This is a genomic window from Lederbergia graminis (genome assembly GCF_042655485.1).
Lineage (GTDB): Bacteria > Bacillota > Bacilli > Bacillales > Bacillaceae_C > Lederbergia > Lederbergia graminis.
In genome coordinates, this window is record NZ_JBHSMC010000001.1 from 140,734 (window position 1) to 157,226 (window position 16,493).

General features: G+C 34.3%; 21 protein-coding genes. 20 read left to right on the forward strand and 1 reads right to left on the reverse strand.

The window, feature by feature from the left end; genetic code table 11:
• The first annotated feature begins 83 nt into the window (after positions 1 to 83).
• The 18 genes from ACFPM4_RS00785 to ACFPM4_RS00870 all read left to right on the forward strand — a co-directional run bounded on the left by ACFPM4_RS00785 (position 84) and on the right by ACFPM4_RS00870 (position 14,288).
• A complete protein-coding gene (locus ACFPM4_RS00785) occupies positions 84 to 893 on the forward strand; it encodes a heptaprenyl diphosphate synthase component 1 (protein ID WP_382346565.1) in 810 nt (269 codons plus the stop codon).
• A gap of 19 nt (positions 894 to 912) precedes the next feature.
• Positions 913 to 1,617, forward strand: a complete 705-nt coding sequence (locus tag ACFPM4_RS00790) for a demethylmenaquinone methyltransferase (protein ID WP_382346568.1) — start codon at positions 913 to 915, stop codon at positions 1,615 to 1,617.
• An 18-nt stretch (positions 1,618 to 1,635) separates the two neighbouring features.
• Positions 1,636 to 2,598 (forward strand): heptaprenyl diphosphate synthase component II, encoded by a 963-nt coding sequence (gene hepT, locus ACFPM4_RS00795; RefSeq protein WP_144919767.1) that lies wholly within the window; start codon positions 1,636 to 1,638, stop codon positions 2,596 to 2,598.
• Between the two features lie 87 nt (positions 2,599 to 2,685).
• Positions 2,686 to 3,132, forward strand: coding sequence for a nucleoside-diphosphate kinase (ndk, locus tag ACFPM4_RS00800; protein ID WP_144919768.1), 447 nt, complete (start codon positions 2,686 to 2,688; stop codon positions 3,130 to 3,132).
• A gap of 120 nt (positions 3,133 to 3,252) precedes the next feature.
• Positions 3,253 to 4,038 carry a CheR family methyltransferase gene (locus tag ACFPM4_RS00805; RefSeq protein ID WP_382346573.1) on the forward strand — a complete coding sequence of 262 codons (786 nt, stop codon included), beginning with the start codon at positions 3,253 to 3,255 and terminating at the stop codon, positions 4,036 to 4,038.
• A gap of 19 nt (positions 4,039 to 4,057) precedes the next feature.
• Entirely contained in the window at positions 4,058 to 5,134 is a 1,077-nt protein-coding gene (gene aroB, locus ACFPM4_RS00810) for a 3-dehydroquinate synthase (protein WP_382348107.1), read from the forward strand.
• Positions 5,135 to 5,238: 104 nt separating this feature from the next.
• Positions 5,239 to 6,129 carry a hypothetical protein gene (locus ACFPM4_RS00815; RefSeq protein ID WP_144919774.1) on the forward strand — a complete coding sequence of 297 codons (891 nt, stop codon included), beginning with the start codon at positions 5,239 to 5,241 and terminating at the stop codon, positions 6,127 to 6,129.
• Between the two features lie 19 nt (positions 6,130 to 6,148).
• Complete coding sequence (locus ACFPM4_RS00820) at positions 6,149 to 7,408, forward strand: tetratricopeptide repeat protein (protein ID WP_382346576.1); 1,260 nt, start codon at positions 6,149 to 6,151, stop codon at positions 7,406 to 7,408.
• Between the two features lie 28 nt (positions 7,409 to 7,436).
• Positions 7,437 to 7,982 carry a ReoY family proteolytic degradation factor gene (locus ACFPM4_RS00825; protein ID WP_144919778.1) on the forward strand — a complete coding sequence of 182 codons (546 nt, stop codon included), beginning with the start codon at positions 7,437 to 7,439 and terminating at the stop codon, positions 7,980 to 7,982.
• A 170-nt stretch (positions 7,983 to 8,152) separates the two neighbouring features.
• Positions 8,153 to 8,611 (forward strand): YpiF family protein, encoded by a 459-nt coding sequence (locus ACFPM4_RS00830; protein ID WP_144919780.1) that lies wholly within the window; start codon positions 8,153 to 8,155, stop codon positions 8,609 to 8,611.
• Between the two features lie 149 nt (positions 8,612 to 8,760).
• Complete coding sequence (locus ACFPM4_RS00835) at positions 8,761 to 9,270, forward strand: QcrA and Rieske domain-containing protein (RefSeq protein WP_144919782.1); 510 nt, start codon at positions 8,761 to 8,763, stop codon at positions 9,268 to 9,270.
• 14 nt (positions 9,271 to 9,284) lie between these two features.
• Positions 9,285 to 9,959 carry a menaquinol-cytochrome c reductase cytochrome b subunit gene (gene qcrB / locus ACFPM4_RS00840; RefSeq protein WP_144919784.1) on the forward strand — a complete coding sequence of 225 codons (675 nt, stop codon included), beginning with the start codon at positions 9,285 to 9,287 and terminating at the stop codon, positions 9,957 to 9,959.
• A 47-nt stretch (positions 9,960 to 10,006) separates the two neighbouring features.
• Positions 10,007 to 10,777 carry a menaquinol-cytochrome c reductase cytochrome b/c subunit gene (locus tag ACFPM4_RS00845; RefSeq protein WP_382346582.1) on the forward strand — a complete coding sequence of 257 codons (771 nt, stop codon included), beginning with the start codon at positions 10,007 to 10,009 and terminating at the stop codon, positions 10,775 to 10,777.
• 65 nt (positions 10,778 to 10,842) lie between these two features.
• A complete protein-coding gene (gene lhaT / locus ACFPM4_RS00850) occupies positions 10,843 to 11,451 on the forward strand; it encodes a lipoprotein heptaprenylglyceryl N-acetyltransferase LhaT (protein ID WP_382346585.1) in 609 nt (202 codons plus the stop codon).
• Between the two features lie 63 nt (positions 11,452 to 11,514).
• A complete protein-coding gene (ypjB, locus tag ACFPM4_RS00855) occupies positions 11,515 to 12,294 on the forward strand; it encodes a sporulation protein YpjB (protein WP_382346588.1) in 780 nt (259 codons plus the stop codon).
• Positions 12,295 to 12,354: 60 nt separating this feature from the next.
• Entirely contained in the window at positions 12,355 to 13,044 is a 690-nt protein-coding gene (locus ACFPM4_RS00860; protein ID WP_382346591.1) for a zinc metallopeptidase, read from the forward strand.
• 141 nt (positions 13,045 to 13,185) lie between these two features.
• The gene (purU, locus tag ACFPM4_RS00865; RefSeq protein ID WP_382346594.1) at positions 13,186 to 14,085 is read left to right on the forward strand and encodes a formyltetrahydrofolate deformylase; all 900 of its coding nucleotides are present in this window, start codon (positions 13,186 to 13,188) and stop codon (positions 14,083 to 14,085) included.
• A gap of 2 nt (positions 14,086 to 14,087) precedes the next feature.
• Positions 14,088 to 14,288, forward strand: a complete 201-nt coding sequence (locus ACFPM4_RS00870) for a hypothetical protein (RefSeq protein WP_382346597.1) — start codon at positions 14,088 to 14,090, stop codon at positions 14,286 to 14,288.
• 34 nt (positions 14,289 to 14,322) lie between these two features.
• Here the strand turns inward: ACFPM4_RS00870 and ACFPM4_RS00875 are convergent, their stop codons facing one another.
• Positions 14,323 to 15,198 (reverse strand): YitT family protein, encoded by an 876-nt coding sequence (locus tag ACFPM4_RS00875; protein ID WP_382346600.1) that lies wholly within the window; start codon positions 15,196 to 15,198, stop codon positions 14,323 to 14,325.
• A gap of 137 nt (positions 15,199 to 15,335) precedes the next feature.
• On the opposite strand from ACFPM4_RS00875, the gene ACFPM4_RS00880 reads away from it, so the two are divergent.
• Together ACFPM4_RS00880 and dapB are read left to right on the forward strand one after the other, a co-directional pair.
• Positions 15,336 to 15,683, forward strand: a complete 348-nt coding sequence (locus ACFPM4_RS00880) for a nucleotide pyrophosphohydrolase (RefSeq protein WP_144919798.1) — start codon at positions 15,336 to 15,338, stop codon at positions 15,681 to 15,683.
• The gene (dapB, locus tag ACFPM4_RS00885; RefSeq protein ID WP_144919800.1) at positions 15,676 to 16,479 is read left to right on the forward strand and encodes a 4-hydroxy-tetrahydrodipicolinate reductase; all 804 of its coding nucleotides are present in this window, start codon (positions 15,676 to 15,678) and stop codon (positions 16,477 to 16,479) included. Before ACFPM4_RS00880 ends, dapB begins: the two co-directional genes overlap by 8 nt.
• Positions 16,480 to 16,493 lie beyond the last annotated feature (14 nt).

Here is a 16,493-nt window from a genome sequence, read left to right on the forward strand (position 1 = left end):
ATGAAGTATATCATTATGGTATACTACTTCTAGAGCAATTATTTGATCTGTGATTTTCCGTGATAGAAACGAGGCTTACAAATATGGTGGTTAATACCCTTAATCAACAAGTTGAATCAATAATTGTAAATATAAATAATATAAGAAACAATCACTATTTAAATAAACATATTGAACCGTTGGATTTAGATATGGATAGAATTCTTTTTCTATCTTGGTCTCTTCATGATTCATCTCTTTCGAAGGAAGAAATTGTTGATTATGTTACAGCAACAGTGCTTGCCCATCTTGCAATGGAAACCCATGAGCAAGTTGCAAATCCTAATGTTCCCATGAAGAAACGACAACTTGCCATCCTTGCAGGAGATTATTATAGTGGTTTGTATTACAGTATATTAGCAGATTACTCTAATATACAATTGATTAGATTACTGGCTACAGCTATTAAAATTATTAATGAGCACAAAATCTCTATATATCAATTCCAAAATGGTAAAGTAGAGTCATTAATTGAAAATATGAAGAACATCGAGTCTACATTAGTAAATCAATTTAGCGAAAACTTTCATGTGGATGATACGAAGAAAGAATTAATGATGGAATTTTTGTTTTTTAGAAAAATGGTTTCTGAATTGGAATCTATCCATTTTCAAAATGAAACAATCTTTATCAAGAAACTTAAGCTAGCATGTTTACAATTAGATGATAATTTTCCTATAGAAAATCTTAGTAATGATGAAAAAAATATTATTATTAACGAATGTACTCATTATATTTATGAATCAAAGGCAAAGCTAGAAGAGCTGTCAAAAATCATTCCTAACATTCCTATTACAATCCAAACAAGATTGAATGAAGTAATTAAACAGTTTACTTTATTGTCAAGTCAATAAGTGGAGGAACTCTACAACCATGCAAACAAAAGAAGAACGTGTACATAAAGTGTTTGAAAATATTCATGAAAAATATGATAAAATGAACTCAATCATTAGCTTTCAACAACACAAAAAATGGCGTAAGGAAACAATGAAAAAAATGGACGTCCAGCCAGGACAAAAAGCATTAGACATTTGTTGTGGGACTGGTGATTGGACGATTGCTTTAGCGAAGGCAGTTGGAAGTAGTGGAACCGTTATTGGACTAGATTTCAGTAATAATATGTTGAAAATTGCGCAAGAAAAAGTATCACATGAAAAATTAGAACAAATAGAGTTAATACAAGGTAATGCAATGGAACTTCCTTTTGATGATAATTCTTTTGATTATGTAACAATTGGCTTCGGACTAAGGAATGTTCCTGATTATATGCAAGTATTAAGAGAGATGCAGCGTGTCTTAAAACCAGGCGGGATGGCTGTTTGTTTGGAAACTTCGCAACCTACTCTCCCAGTGTTCCGTCAAGCTTACTACGCTTATTTCCGCTATATCATGCCTCTATTTGGTAAAGTCTTTGCAAAAAGTTATGAAGAATATTCATGGTTACAAGAATCAGCACGGGATTTCCCTGGAATGGAAGAACTAGCTCAAATGTTTTGGAGAGCTGGATTAGTAAACGTAATTTACAAATCATTCAGTGGTGGAGTTGCTGCTGCCCATATTGGAACGAAAGAGAAATGAACCCTAGGTGGAAGAAAAATGAAACTAACTTTACTTAATTCGAGCTTGAAAGCGGATTTTGAGATAATTGAAAAAGGAATGGAAGTAGCTGTCAAATCGGATGTAGAACTTTTAGAAAAAGCTTCTATTCAGCTATTAAAGGCAGGGGGAAAGAGAATACGACCTGTCTTTGTCCTTCTTTCAGCTAAGTTTGGGTCCTATGATATCGAAAAAATTAAAAATGCTGCAATCGCGTTGGAATTGATACATATGGCATCACTCGTACATGATGATGTCATAGATAATGCCAATTTACGAAGAGGTAAGCCAACGATAAATTATACATGGAATGATCGAATTGCATTACATACCGGAGATTATATTTTAGCTAGATCTCTAGAGTATATGACAAGCATTGAGAATTCTATTGCACATAAAATTTTATCCAATGCGATTATCGAGGTATGCTTAGGTGAAATTGAACAAATAAAGGATAAATATCGATTCAATCAATCAGTAAGAGATTATTTGCGAAGAATTAAAAGAAAAACAGCCTTGTTAATAGCAGTTAGCTGTGAGTTAGGTGCAGTAGCTGCAGGTACAAGTGAGAAAATACATAAGCAACTTTTTAAATTTGGTTATTATATCGGCATGTCATACCAGATTACCGATGATATTTTAGATTTCATTGGTACAGAGAAAGAGTTAGGAAAACCTGCAGGTGAGGATTTACACCAAGGTAATATAACACTACCTGTTTTTTATGCAATGCGCGATGATTATATTAAGTCAAAAATTATCAAAGTTAATGAGTATACATCTAGAGAAGAAATGGATTCCATCATTGCATTAATAAAATCTTCAGGAGCAATTGAATACTCCAAAGCAATAAGTCGTCGTTATTTAGAAAAAGCAAAAAATGTTTTAGAACAACTTCCAAATAATAAGGCAAAGAAACCACTTGAAGAGATAATAAATTATATTGGTAATAGAAAGTATTAATAAATTTTGCTATTGTTAGAAAATAATGATATTATTTTTATAAGATTTTTTGGGCTTATTCGATATTATTTCTGAGGTGACGGATGAATGGAAAAAACTTTTCTAATGGTGAAACCAGATGCGGTACAAAGAGGTTTAATAGGAGAAATCGTTGCACGGTTTGAAAAAAAAGGCTTCCAACTAATTGGGGCGAAATTAATGCGAATCTCGCAAGAACAAGCGGAACAGCATTATATAGAGCATAAAGACAAACCGTTCTATAGAGAATTAGTCGACTTCATTACATCGGGTCCAGTATTTGCGATGGTTTGGCAGGGCGAAAATGTCATCCAAATTTCTCGACAAATGATGGGCGTGACAAGACCTCATGAAGCAGCTCCAGGTACTATCCGTGGTGATTTTGGCTTAATTGTTCGAAAAAACATTATCCACGGTTCAGATTCGGTTGACAGTGCAGATAGAGAAATTAAGTTGTTTTTCAAGGAAAATGAACTACTTGAATACTCTAAGTTAATTGATAACTGGATATATTAATGTACATCATCCAATCAATTAGGAACAGAAAATAATTACATAAGCTTTTAACCACCTGTTAAAGCAGGTGGTTTTTCCTTTAACATGTTGAAAAATGCAAGATGATAGGGGTATTTTAGGTTGGAAAATGATTATGTGCAATTTATTGAGAATATCAAAGCAAAAACAGGGATTGACTTATCTTTGTATAAGGAAGCGCAAATGAAACGAAGACTTACATCCTTATACCAAAAAAGGGGTTTTTCCTCTTTTGCAGAATTCTATAAAGGGATGTTACATAATTCAGCTTTACTTGATGAATTCCTTGATAGAATGACAATCAATGTAACAGAATTTTATCGAAACCGCAGTAGATGGGATGTATTACAAAATAAAATATTCCCAAAATTGTTAGCTAAGAAAAATAAGTTGAAAATATGGAGTGCTGCATCTTCTACAGGAGAAGAACCATATACCATAGCAATGGTGTTATCACATTACTTACCTTTGAAGGATATTTCCATTCTTGCTACTGATATAGATATAGGAGCGATCAATAAAGCTAAGCAAGGTATATATTATGAACGTTCCATTGCTGAAGTGCCAGAGGATATGCTGAAAAAGCATTTTCAGAAAGATGGTTCTCTTTATAAAATATCAGATGAAGTAAAAAAAACAGTTCAATATCAGCAGTTAAATTTATTATCAGACCAATTCCAATCAAATTTTGATTTAATCGTTTGTCGGAACGTATCTATTTACTTTACAGAGCCTGCAAAAGATGACTTATATAGGAAATTCTCAAAAGCATTAGCTCCAGGAGGAATTCTATTTGTAGGAAGTACAGAGCAAATATTCACACCTAGTCAATATGGATTTGAAATAGAAGACACTTTCTTCTACCGTAAAGTTGCAGAAATAAAATAAAGGGAAATAAGGGGGAACAATAGTGGAAATAACAGTCGAAACTCCATCAAAAAAATATCCAGTGTTTATTGGGAACAGTGCCTTAACAGAGCTTTCTAATCACCTCCAACAACGAAATTATACAAAACTGTTAGTCATTACTGATGAAAAAGTAGGAGAATTACATTTAAATACACTGAAAGATGTACTCCCTAAAAACGACGATGTTTTTTTCTTCCAAGTTCCAACTGGTGAAAAAGCAAAGCAATTTTCTGTATATGAGCAATGTCTAACTTTTGCTCTCGAAAATGGCTTAGATCGTAAATCTTGTATTATTGCATTTGGTGGTGGAGCTGTAGGGGACTTAGCTGGTTTTACAGCTGCTACTTATATGAGAGGTATTCCGTTTATTCAAGTACCTACAACGATACTAGCTCATGATAGTGCAGTAGGAGGTAAAACAGGAATTAATCATCCACTCGGAAAGAATATGATTGGTTCTTTTCATCAGCCAGAAGCTGTATTTTATTATACAACATTCTTAAAGACATTACCTGCTCACGAAATACGTTCAGGCTTTGCGGAAGCTGTTAAACATTCTCTTATTGCTGATCGAGATTTCTATTACTATTTACTAGAGAATATCCAAGATTTACAACAAGTGGACGAAGAGAAACTAAATTATATATTAAAAAAGGGAATTGAAATAAAAGCAGCAGTTGTAGCGGAAGATGAACGTGAGTCAGGTCTTAGAGCAATATTGAATTTCGGCCATACGTTGGGTCATGTTATTGAGGCAACTGCAGGATATGGAAAAGTTACACATGGAGAAGCAGTTATGACCGGTATGGTTTATGCTTTATATTTAAGTGAAGAGGTATTAGGATTACAATTTGATATAGAAACATTTAAAAAATGGATTGAGAAGCTTGGTTATCAATCGCAGTTACCGAAGGATTTTAACTTTGAACTAGGCTTGGCAGGAATGAAACGTGATAAAAAGTCTTATGCTAATAAACCTCGTTTTGTTTTATTAGAGGATATTGGCAAACCGGTAATCCAAGAAATAAGTGAAGATGTGTTAAGAAGTGTTTTTTCAAGCTTTTCTATTAATTAATTTATACGATTCACTAGATTAATGAGCATGATTCCTTTCTTTCATTCATAGCTATGTATAGGAGCATTATTTCGTAGTAGAATGAAAGGAAGGGATATGTAGATATGCAATATGTGATAGAGAACGCAGCATACATTGAAAATGGACAAAAAGAAAAATTGTCCTTTATGATTAAAGATAACGAGTTTCGGTATATTGGACCTAATATAAGTTACCACAATGTAATGAAAATGGAAGCTAGCACTTTTCTCATTACTCCCTCTTATATTTTCTTTGCTCCTGACCTTCCAGAATTTCCTTTTGAGCAGTTTAAAGCAAAATTTTTAAATGAATATGTCTTAAAAGGATGCGGCACAATTATTACTAATTTTACAATTAATCGAATAAGTGAATTTGATCAAGCATTACGTAGAAAAAGAATGTCACTTCTCAATAGTCCTGTTGATTTTTTGTTGGGAATCCAAATAAATGCTAAATTAATAACAACAGATTTAATTCGAAAATGTAAACGAGAAAAAATACCAATCATATTTGTTGAAATCACAAAAATGAAAGAATTGTACTCTATTCCGTGGGGATGGATACGAGATATTTCTTTTCCTCTTAATCCAATATTTATTCCAATATTTACATCTGAATTAAAACTATTTAGTGAAAAAATGTTATTGCAAAAGTGGACAACCCTTTTAGAAGATGAAAAAATTGTCCATCTCCCCAGTCCATTACAAAAGAATAAGCCACTATCAATCGACATAATCAAAAAAATTGGTTTGTATCCGAAAAAAGGAATTTTAAAAGTAGGTGGCGAATTAAGTTATAATCTCTTTTTTATGAAAAAGGACGATGAACAGCGGCGTGGGTATCCGTATGGTGTTGATTTATACCCAGATGTATCCGTTCATAAAGGAAAATATGTCTCGATAAATCAAGTACCAATATTTCGTTCAGGAACGGGTGAGGAACTAATTATTCATAAAACAGCTATATTTGTTTAACGAAGGAAGGATTATTTATATGAAAGCCGTAGAAAGTATGTTGAAGTATTTAGAAGAACAAAATTTACAAAAAGCCAAAGCGCAATTTGAAATAATAAAATCAGCTGGATCAGATGAGGATAAATACAATGCCGCACTTGAATTAGCACGATTTGGATACTTGGAGGAAGCAAAAGAACTTTATGAACACCTACTGAAAAACTATAACGATGACGGTGAAATAATTGTTAGTATTGCTGAACTACTTGTTGAATTAGATAGAGAAGATGAAGCATATCAGTATTTATCAATGGTAAAACCAGATGATCCTAATTATCCAGCAGCATTGCTATTAGAAGCAGACTTATATGAAATGCAGGGATTATATGAGGTTAGTGAAAATAAACTAAAACAAGCAAAACAAATGCTCCCACATGAAACTGTAATTGATTATGCTTTAGCAGAATTGTTTTTAACCCAAGGTCGTTTTCTAGAAGCATCGCGCATATTTAAAGAATTATTAGATGCAAAGGAATTCACCATTGCAGATGTAGATATCAATAGTAGAATGGCTGAAGCACTTAGTGCTGGAGGAGCATTTGAAGAGGCACTTGTTTATTATGAAAATGCCTTAAAGAATAAAAAAGAAATCAATGTGTTATTTGGTTATGGATTAACATCTTATCAGTCAGGTAATTACAAAAAAGCTATTGATGCTTTTACTGAACTGAGAGAAATTGATCCAGAATATCACTCTTTATACTTATATTTAGCACATAGCTTTGAACATGAAGAAAGATTAGAAGAGGCATTAGATACAGTAGTAGCTGGGATGAAAGTGGATGAATTTAATAAAGAGTTGTATCATTATGCCGGAAAACTAGCATTGAAACTTGGAAATGAAGAAGATGCAGAAAATTATTTAAGGCAAGCAATTGTACTTGATCCAGAATTTACAGAGGCCGGTTTAACATTAAATAAATTACTTCTTCATCAAGAAAGATATGAAGATGTGTTGGAAATTTCGAAAATGTTCTCAGATGGAGTTGGGGATGACGCTCAATTTCATTGGGATGCTGCATTAAGTTACCAAAACTTAGAACAATATTCACTGGCATTAAATGAATATGAAGTTGCATATAATGAAGTTAACAATAACAATGAGTTCTTAAAGGATTATGGTTATTTCTTACTTGAAGAAGGCAGAAGAAGTGAAGCAACTATCATTTTTAAAAAGCTGAAGGAAAATGATCCGACTAATGAAGAGTGGATTTCAATCTTAGAGCGGCTTGAGGAATAAGAAAATCTTACGCAGAGGAGGGAAAATAATGGAAACCCCTGTATCTGTCAACGAGAAAAAGGATTTCATTCGCTGGTTTCTAAATCGATATCAATTGAAGAGGAGAGAATCTGTATGGATTCTCAACTATTTAATGAGTCATGATCAACTAATGGAGAAAGTGCATTTTGTAGAAGATGCTCAATGTTGCCCACGTGGATTAATAATGTCAACACATTGTTCACGAGAAGTACCTTTCCGATTTTATAAGGAAAATATCATGACAACGGATGCGGAAAAGTCTTTTCATGATATTAGACTAAATCGTGATGAGGATATTTTTATTCAAATAAACTTTCGAGGTTCGAATGCATCACATCAATATGCTGCAGTACTAGAGGAAAATCCATATGTAGAGAAGAAAGTCCATTTAGATGAAAAGGACCGCAAGTACGCAGAAAGATTCTTACAACATAGCATAAAATCATTTAAGGAAAATCGCCTCTTACAAGCAATTGACGAAGCTTTAGATAATGAAGATAGAGAAACTTTTATACGTTTATCTAAGCAATTAAATGAATTAAGGAAATCATAATAAACTAATACAAAAAAGTGCGATCAAATTAGAAGCCAATTATTACTTGAATTCTTTCAAGGATAGTTAGGCTTTTTTATTTTCCACGCTCAGTATACTTTTTTAATGAACATTCAGATGATGAATGATAATATAGCATATAGAACATAATAGATAGAGAGGTGTAATACGTGAATTGGACAGCTAAAGATGTGGAAGTTTTTCTAAAGGAACGTGAATATATTGATACTGCCATTATCCCATTAGTACCTATTAGCTTTACAGAGTCAATGAGACGTGTAGTAGAGCAAGGTGAATTTATTGATTTGTTATCGTTGCACTTAGAAAGGCAGTTTAAAGGAAGAATGCTAGTTATTCCTCCATTTACATATATGGGTGAACCTGATCTTAAAAAAGTCGAGCTTCAACAATGGGCACAACAGGCAATTACGAGTGGGTTCTCACATGTATTCTTTTTAACTTCCGATAAGAAATGGAAGCAACACGAAGAAGAGTTGACTGGTAAAGTTATTTATGTACCTTCTATACCTATAAAGGATATGGATGAGCATTATAAACATTCCATGATGGACAAGCAATTGAATAACATTATGGATGATATTATTGAAGGATGGCAGTTATCTGAATAGTTAACAACTTTGCCACATTGTTGACAATCTTTAGTTCTGTATATGATTGACCTCACTCAAATATTGATATATCATGATAATGTCCTAGTTTGTAATGTGCATAAAAAATGTCCGATGGACTTTACCTTACTGATAGAGGGGGGAAAAGGATGAGCAAGAATCCTGTAACAAGAAGACAATTTCTCAGCTACACACTCACAGGAGTTGGTGGTTTCATGGCTGCGGGAATGTTAATGCCAATGCTTCGTTTTGCAATTGATCCTGTATTAAGTGCAAAAGCAAGCGGTGATTTCAAAATGACAGATAAGAAAATTGCTGATATTACATCAGAACCAGTTCGTGTCGATTTCACCTATGAACAAAAGGATGCTTGGTATACTGCAGAAACAACTAGTTCTGCTTGGGTTTACAAAAATGATAATGGAGAAATTGTAGCTCTATCACCAATTTGTAAACACCTCGGTTGTAACGTTAACTGGAACGGTAGTGAAAAACATCCTGATATGTTCTTTTGTCCATGCCATGCTGGATTGTACACGAAAGATGGTAAGAACGTGCCAGGAACACCACCAAGAGGACCATTGGATGCTTATCCAACTAGAGAGCAAGATGGCTTTTTAATGCTTGGAACACCAGAACAAAATCCATTCGTAAAGTAAAGGAGGCGTAATCATTGCTTAATAAAGTATATGACTGGATTGACGAGCGGATGGATATTACGCCGATATGGAGAGACATTGCAGATCATGAAGTACCTGAACACGTTAACCCGGCACATCATTTTTCTGCATTTGTTTACTGCTTTGGCGGCTTGACATTTTTCATTACCGTCATCCAAATTCTATCAGGTATGTTCCTAACAATGTATTATGTACCTGATATTAAAAATGCTTGGGAATCTGTATACTATTTACAAAATCAAGTTGCTTTTGGACAAATTGTCCGCGGCATGCATCACTGGGGAGCTAGCCTTGTAATTGTAATGATGTTCTTACATACGCTACGCGTTTTCTTCCAAGGTGCTTATAAGAAACCACGTGAGTTAAACTGGATAGTCGGAGTACTTATCTTTTTTGTTATGTTAGCGTTAGGACTTACTGGTTACTTATTACCATGGGATATGAAAGCGTTGTTCGCAACAAAAGTTACATTAGATATCGTTGAGTCCGTTCCGTTAGTTGGACCTTGGATGAAAACATTAATTGCGGGAGATCCAACAATCGTAGGTGCTCAAACATTAACACGTTTCTTTGCGATTCACGTATTCTTCCTACCTGCGGCATTAATTGGTTTAATGGCTGCTCACTTTATCATGATTCGGAGACAAGGTATTTCCGGACCATTGTAAAATTAAGTTAACCAACTACTAAAATCGTTAAAAAGGGAGGGAACGTAATGCATCGTGGAAAAGGTATGAAATTTGTTGGTGATTCACGTGTAAAAGCAGAAAGAACACCAAATATACCTAAGGATTATTCAGAATATCCGGGTAAAACAGAAGCTTTCTGGCCTGACTTTCTACTTAAAGAATGGTTGGTAGGGGCTGTTTTCCTAATTGGATTTTTATGTTTAACAGTTGCGCATCCAAGTCCCCTAGAAAGGATTGCGGATCCAACTGATACAGGATATATTCCAATGCCAGACTGGTACTTCTTATTCTTATATCAATTAATTAAATACACATATGCATCAGGTCCATATAATATTATTGGTATTGCGGTAATTCCTGGACTAGCATTTGGTGGATTAATGCTTGCTCCATTTATCGATCGTGGGCCAGAACGCAGACCTACAAAACGTCCATTTGCTACTGGCTTTATGTTACTAGCAATCGCAGCTGTCTTCTATTTAACTTGGGAAGCAGCAGACATGCATGACTGGGCTGCTGCGAAAGAACAAGGGAAGATTGTTCAAGGAGTAGAAGTTGATAAAGAAGCAGAAGGTTATAAAGTATATGCTGCACAAAGCTGTATTAACTGTCATGGTGATAATCTCCAAGGAGTTAGTGGAGTCGGACCAGCTTTGACAAACCTTGACAAATCTGCTGAAGAAATTATCGATATTGCTCATAATGGTATTGGAAAAATGCCAGCAGGGCAATACGAAGGTTCTGAGGAAGATTTAGAAAAACTTGCAGAATTTATCGTAAGCTTAGAAGAAGAATAGGGATAAAAAAGAGTCGGCATTGCCGGCTCTTTTTTTGAAAAACAGAGGAGGATCCCGTTTCCCGTATGAATGTAATCTATACAATATTAGCTGATAAAAGATTTCTGTGGCTTTTATTTCTTATTAATGGAGCAGGCTCTATTTATGGATATATTTGGTATGAAAGCCAGCTAGCAACTACCCCATCGATTTTTATCCCATTCGTACCGGACAGTCCTACAGCTAGTTTATTTTTCACTTTCGTTTTACTCGCTTTTATCCTCGGCAAAAACTGGCCAATCATAGAAGCACTAGCATTAATCACGTTAGTGAAATATGGAATCTGGGCTGTTGTAATGAATATACTATCCCTTATTGTTTTAGGTGATTTGTCTTGGCAAGGGTATATGTTAATTGCTTCTCACGGTGCCATGGCGCTTCAAGCTATTTTATATGGTCGTTTTTATAAACTTAAATTATGGCATGTTCTTTTAGCAGCTGTATGGACTTTACATAATGATGTTATAGACTATGTGTATATGCACTACCCACAGTATCCGGGATTAGAATTATATGTAAAAGAAATTGGCTATTTTACATTCTGGCTCAGTATTGTTTGTATTGGAATCGCATTATACTATGTACGAATAATGAAACAAGGAAAAAACTTTCATATTCCTTCGTATCATAGTTGATTATAAGGTCTATTCTTGTCCATTTACTCATACAGTTTAACAGTAGTATGGGGAGGGACAAGTATGAAATGGAAATCCGTATTCCTGTTATTTATTTGCTTATTGTGTATAAGCTTTCCAGTCCATGCAAAATCATCGCTTGCTGAACTTGATGAACTTGCGGATGAAGCATTAAAGTTAACAAAGTTTTCGAAATTAGAAGAGGCGAAATTGTCTTTAGAAAGATTTGGGGAGCTTTTTTCAGAACAAGGTATTATGGAATACCAATTTACGATGGATGAACTAAGAATTTTAACAGCAGCACATCATAATGCACTAAATGCAGTTACAAGTGTAAGTCTCAACCAGGATGAGCGGATTAGACAAGTAACTTCCTTTAGACTTGCTACAGATGCAGTTATGTCTAAATATCAACCATTATGGGTCGGGATGGAAGGTTCTGTTTTAAATTCTTTTCGTGCTGTAAAAAATGCTGCGTTACAAGGTGATGCGGTATTATACAATCAGCAATTAAATGATTTCCTTGCTGTATATTCTGTTATTCAACCTAGTATTAAGATCGATGTATCAGTAGAGAAAGTACAAATGCTTGATTCTAAAGTAGCTTTTATTGATAATTCTAGAACTGCATTTTCGGAAGAAGCTTGGTTACAAGAGTTAGATAGCTTTGAAGTTGATTTACAAAAATTATTTACTGATTTTGATGAAGATGATACAGATCCATCTATATGGTGGGTAATTATAATGACTGGTAGTATTATAGTTTCTACTCTATCTTATGTTAGTTGGCGGAAATATCGTGGTCAAAAGGTACAGAAAAAAAGGAGAGACCTTGATGATTGACCAGATAGTAATAATCCAATAAAATAAAGATATAGTATTTGTATTTTATGGAGGGAAGAAATGGGCTTAGGTAATTACTTGATATATTTAGCGATAATCATTATAGTTCCAATATGGGCACAGATGAAAGTGAAAAGTACTTACAAGAAGTACTCTAAAATTCGAACCACAGCTGGGATGAGTGGTGCAGAAGTTGCTAGAAGAATACTAGATGCAAATGGATTACACAATGTCACTATTCACGAATCAAGAGGTTTATTAAGTGACCACTATAATCCTATTACAAAAACGGTGCATCTTTCTTCAGCGAATTACCACAATCATTCCGTTGCAGGTGCAGCAGTAGCAGCTCATGAAGTAGGACATGCTATTCAAGATGCAGAAGGATATGCAGCATTACGTTTTCGTCATTCATTAGTCCCTGTTGCTAACATTAGTTCAAATGCTGCTTGGATATTTATCCTAGCAGGTATGTTTTTTACTGCATTTTCTCAACTAATGTTAATCGGTATTATTTTAATGGCAGCAGGAGTATTATTCCAAATTGTTACACTGCCAGTTGAATTTAATGCATCAACAAGAGCGATGGATCAAGTGGTTTCACTTGGTATCATCAATAATAGCGAAGAACGTGATGCAAGAAAAGTTCTAAACGCCGCAGCAATGACATATGTTGCAGCAGCTGCAGTTGCAGTCTTAGAACTAGTTCGTTTAATACTAATTTATACAAATATTACAAGTGATGATTAATAGAAGCTGAACCACTCAGCTTCTTTCTTTTTTTGTTTATTTTATGTAATTGATAGTCGATTTGTATCTTATCAATTACCTTTTGCATTATTCTAATAAAAGCCGTACAATATCTATTAAAAAAGTAAAGAGGTATTTTAGATGGGGAATCATGTTAGTGAAAAGAATAAGTTATTTCGAAAAGAAAATGAGGATCGAGCAAGACTATTAATTAAATGTCCTGACCAACCTGGAATTGTTGCTGCAGTTTCCAGTTTTTTACGTGATAATGGCGCAAATATTATTGAATCAAGTCAGTATTCTGCTAACCCAGAGGGTGGAAATTTCTTTATTAGAATGGAATTTGAATGTCCAGGATTAAGAGGAAAACGGACTTTATTAGAAACAGCTTTTTCAGACATAGCTCAACAGTTTAATATGGAATACGATTTTCTTTACGTTACTGATATTAAGAAAACTGCGATATTTGTCTCGAAAGAACCGCATTGTTTAATGGAGTTACTATGGGAGTGGCAAAATGGTGAGTTAATCATGGACATTGAATGTATCATTAGTAACTATGAAGATTCTAGAGAAGCTGTAGAATCACTAGGAATTCCGTTTTATTATATTCCTGCCAATAAAGATATCCGTAAACAAGTTGAAGCACAACAACTTGAAATTTTGAAAAAACATAATATAGAACTAATTATATTAGCGAGATATATGCAAATCTTAACTCCTGAATTTGTGTCTCATTACCCGAATCAGATAATTAATATTCATCATTCATTTTTACCAGCATTTATTGGTGCAAGACCATATGAACGAGCGTATGAACGTGGAGTAAAACTAATTGGTGCTACTTCACACTATGTGACAAATGATTTAGATGAAGGTCCGATTATTGAACAAGGCGTAGAACGAGTTAATCATCGTGATAAAGTGGTAGATTTAAAAAGGATTGGTAGACAAATTGAAAGAAGCGTTCTAGCAAGAGCTGTAAAATGGCATTTACAGGACAGAGTCATCGTCGATGGAAATAAAACGATTGTTTTTTAATTATGTTAAGAATGATAAGGTTAGAGCAAAAGACTGTTGATAGAATTAATAGCCAAACTACCTTGAATTTTCAAGATAGTTTGGCTTTTATTCAAAATAATTGGAAAAATCCTAGCGGAGGAAATACATTTTGCATTATGGAGCTAAAAATTCCTTTGAACTATATGTTAATTAATTTAGTTGATTTCCGCTACCTTTTTTAACATTGTCTAAATGCTTTTGCTTTTAACATTATTTTTATCTTTCTATTGGCCGTTTATTTTCATCAAGTGTGAAGCCTTCTCCTAACACATCATGCACGACTGTAACGGAAACGAAGGCATGAGGATCAATGGCGTTTATTAATTTCTTTAGATGAACTATTTCATTACGTGCTACTACGCAATACAATACTTCTTTTTCTTTCTTCGTAAATGAGCCATAACCTCTTAATACTGTTACTCCTCTATCCATTTGTTTTAATATTTCACTCGCAATTTCTTCATGCTTTTCCTCTGAGATAATCATTACGCCACGTGCAGCATAGGCACCTTCCTGCATAAAATCAATTACTCGAGCCCCTAGAAAAACAGCAACAAGTGTATACATTGCCTCCTTATAACTCAAATATGTAATTAAAGAGACGGTAATCACGATGGCATCAAAAATGAACATGGTACGCCCCATACTATAACCTTTATATTTTAAGAGAAGGCGTGCAATAATATCGACTCCTCCTGTGGTCCCACCGTAGCGAAAGGTAATACCAAGCCCAATACCAATAAAAATTCCTGCAAACAAAGCTGCTAAGAATAAGTCTCCTTCAAGGGGGATATCAAATTGAAAGCGTTGAAAAATAAATAAAAAGATAGAAACGGACACTGTACCTATCATAGTGTAAATAAAAGATTTACTACCTAATAACTTCCAACCAATTAAGAAGAGGGGAATATTTAAAACTAGATTTGATATAGAAGGGTCTAAATTAAATAAAAAATAAAGGAGGAGGGTGATTCCTGTAAATCCACCTTCCGCTAAATTATTTTGCATATTAAAATGAACAATGCCAAATGAAAAGATGGCTGCTCCTAATAAAATAAATATTACATTTTTAATTCTAATTCGAAAAACCATTTTATCCTCTCCAATAGTCTATAATGAAAATATCTATTTACAATATTCCACAATTGTTATAAAACTACTACAATAAAGCATTATTATTTGTATATAAAAAAATAATTAGCTAACATAAAGTTGGAAGGTGGCTGCATATGAACAAAGAAAAAACGATTCAGCAAATGCAAGCAGAGGTGGACGCATACATAAGTCAGTTTAAAGAAGGATATTTTAGTCCACTTGCTTTAATAGCTCGTCTTACAGAAGAATTAGGTGAGCTTGCAAGAGAAGTAAATCATTATTATGGGGAAAAACCAAAGAAAGAATCTGAGGAAGAAAAAACAATTGAAGAAGAGCTTGGAGACTTACAGTTTGTTATAATGTGTTTGGCGAATTCATTACAAATTGATTTGCAAACTGCACATGATCATGTAATGAACAAATTTAATACACGTGACAAGGATAGATGGACTAGAATAGGAGAAGGTGAAACAAATGAATAATAACGTAAGAATAGTTATAGCAGGTCCAAGAGGACGTATGGGGAAAGAAGCAGTAAAGCTTGTTCAAGAAGTAGAAAATTTTGAGTTAGTAGCTGTCATTGATCGTAAAAATAACGGTATGATGCTTTCAGATGTCGAAGGTTTACCAAACGTAGCGGTCCCTATATATTCTGATATAGCAGAGTGTCTAGGCAACGTTCCTGCGGATGTTTTAATTGATTTAACTATCCCAGAGACAGGTTATGTACATACGAAAACTGCTTTACAACATGGAGTTCGACCTGTAGTAGGTACAACAGGGTTTACGAAAGAACAACTAACTGAACTGAAGTCACTTGCGGAAGAAAAAGAAATTGGTTGCATCATAGCACCGAACTTTGCAATTGGGGCTATTTTAATGATGAAATTTTCGCAAATGGCCGCTAAATATTTTCCTAATGTGGAGATTCTCGAGCTTCATCATGATAATAAGCTTGATGCACCATCTGGCACTGCCATTAAAACAGCAGAAATGATTGCTGAAAATAGACCAGAACAAAAACAAGGTCATCCAGATGAAAAGGAAACGATCCAAGGAGCAAGGGGCGCAGATTTTGAGGGCATGCGAATTCATAGTGTTCGGTTACCTGGCCTAGTAGCTCATCAACAAGTACAATTCGGTGCAGAAGGAGAATCATTAACAATCCGTCATGACTCTTACAACCGTGCTTCTTTCATGTCAGGAGTAAAGATGTCTGTGGATACAGTCATGAACCTAAATACATTAGTTTATGGTCTAGACAATATAATAAATTAATGAAATGGATACGA

Bases quoted from the DNA above. Each gene is read 5' to 3' on its own strand.
- ACFPM4_RS00785 (WP_382346565.1), top strand. From the start codon at position 84: ATGGTGGTTAATACCCTTAATCAACAAGTTGAATCAATAATTGTAAAT.
- ACFPM4_RS00790 (WP_382346568.1), top strand. From the start codon at position 913: ATGCAAACAAAAGAAGAACGTGTACATAAAGTGTTTGAAAATATTCAT.
- hepT (WP_144919767.1), top strand. From the start codon at position 1,636: ATGAAACTAACTTTACTTAATTCGAGCTTGAAAGCGGATTTTGAGATA.
- ndk (WP_144919768.1), top strand. From the start codon at position 2,686: ATGGAAAAAACTTTTCTAATGGTGAAACCAGATGCGGTACAAAGAGGT.
- ACFPM4_RS00815 (WP_144919774.1), top strand. From the start codon at position 5,239: ATGCAATATGTGATAGAGAACGCAGCATACATTGAAAATGGACAAAAA.
- ACFPM4_RS00820 (WP_382346576.1), top strand. From the start codon at position 6,149: ATGAAAGCCGTAGAAAGTATGTTGAAGTATTTAGAAGAACAAAATTTA.
- ACFPM4_RS00825 (WP_144919778.1), top strand. From the start codon at position 7,437: ATGGAAACCCCTGTATCTGTCAACGAGAAAAAGGATTTCATTCGCTGG.
- ACFPM4_RS00835 (WP_144919782.1), top strand. From the start codon at position 8,761: ATGAGCAAGAATCCTGTAACAAGAAGACAATTTCTCAGCTACACACTC.
- ACFPM4_RS00845 (WP_382346582.1), top strand. From the start codon at position 10,007: ATGCATCGTGGAAAAGGTATGAAATTTGTTGGTGATTCACGTGTAAAA.
- lhaT (WP_382346585.1), top strand. From the start codon at position 10,843: ATGAATGTAATCTATACAATATTAGCTGATAAAAGATTTCTGTGGCTT.
- ypjB (WP_382346588.1), top strand. From the start codon at position 11,515: ATGAAATGGAAATCCGTATTCCTGTTATTTATTTGCTTATTGTGTATA.
- ACFPM4_RS00860 (WP_382346591.1), top strand. From the start codon at position 12,355: ATGGGCTTAGGTAATTACTTGATATATTTAGCGATAATCATTATAGTT.
- purU (WP_382346594.1), top strand. From the start codon at position 13,186: ATGGGGAATCATGTTAGTGAAAAGAATAAGTTATTTCGAAAAGAAAAT.
- ACFPM4_RS00870 (WP_382346597.1), top strand. From the start codon at position 14,088: ATGTTAAGAATGATAAGGTTAGAGCAAAAGACTGTTGATAGAATTAAT.
- ACFPM4_RS00875 (WP_382346600.1), bottom strand. From the start codon at position 15,198: ATGGTTTTTCGAATTAGAATTAAAAATGTAATATTTATTTTATTAGGA.
- ACFPM4_RS00880 (WP_144919798.1), top strand. From the start codon at position 15,336: ATGAACAAAGAAAAAACGATTCAGCAAATGCAAGCAGAGGTGGACGCA.
- dapB (WP_144919800.1), top strand. From the start codon at position 15,676: ATGAATAATAACGTAAGAATAGTTATAGCAGGTCCAAGAGGACGTATG.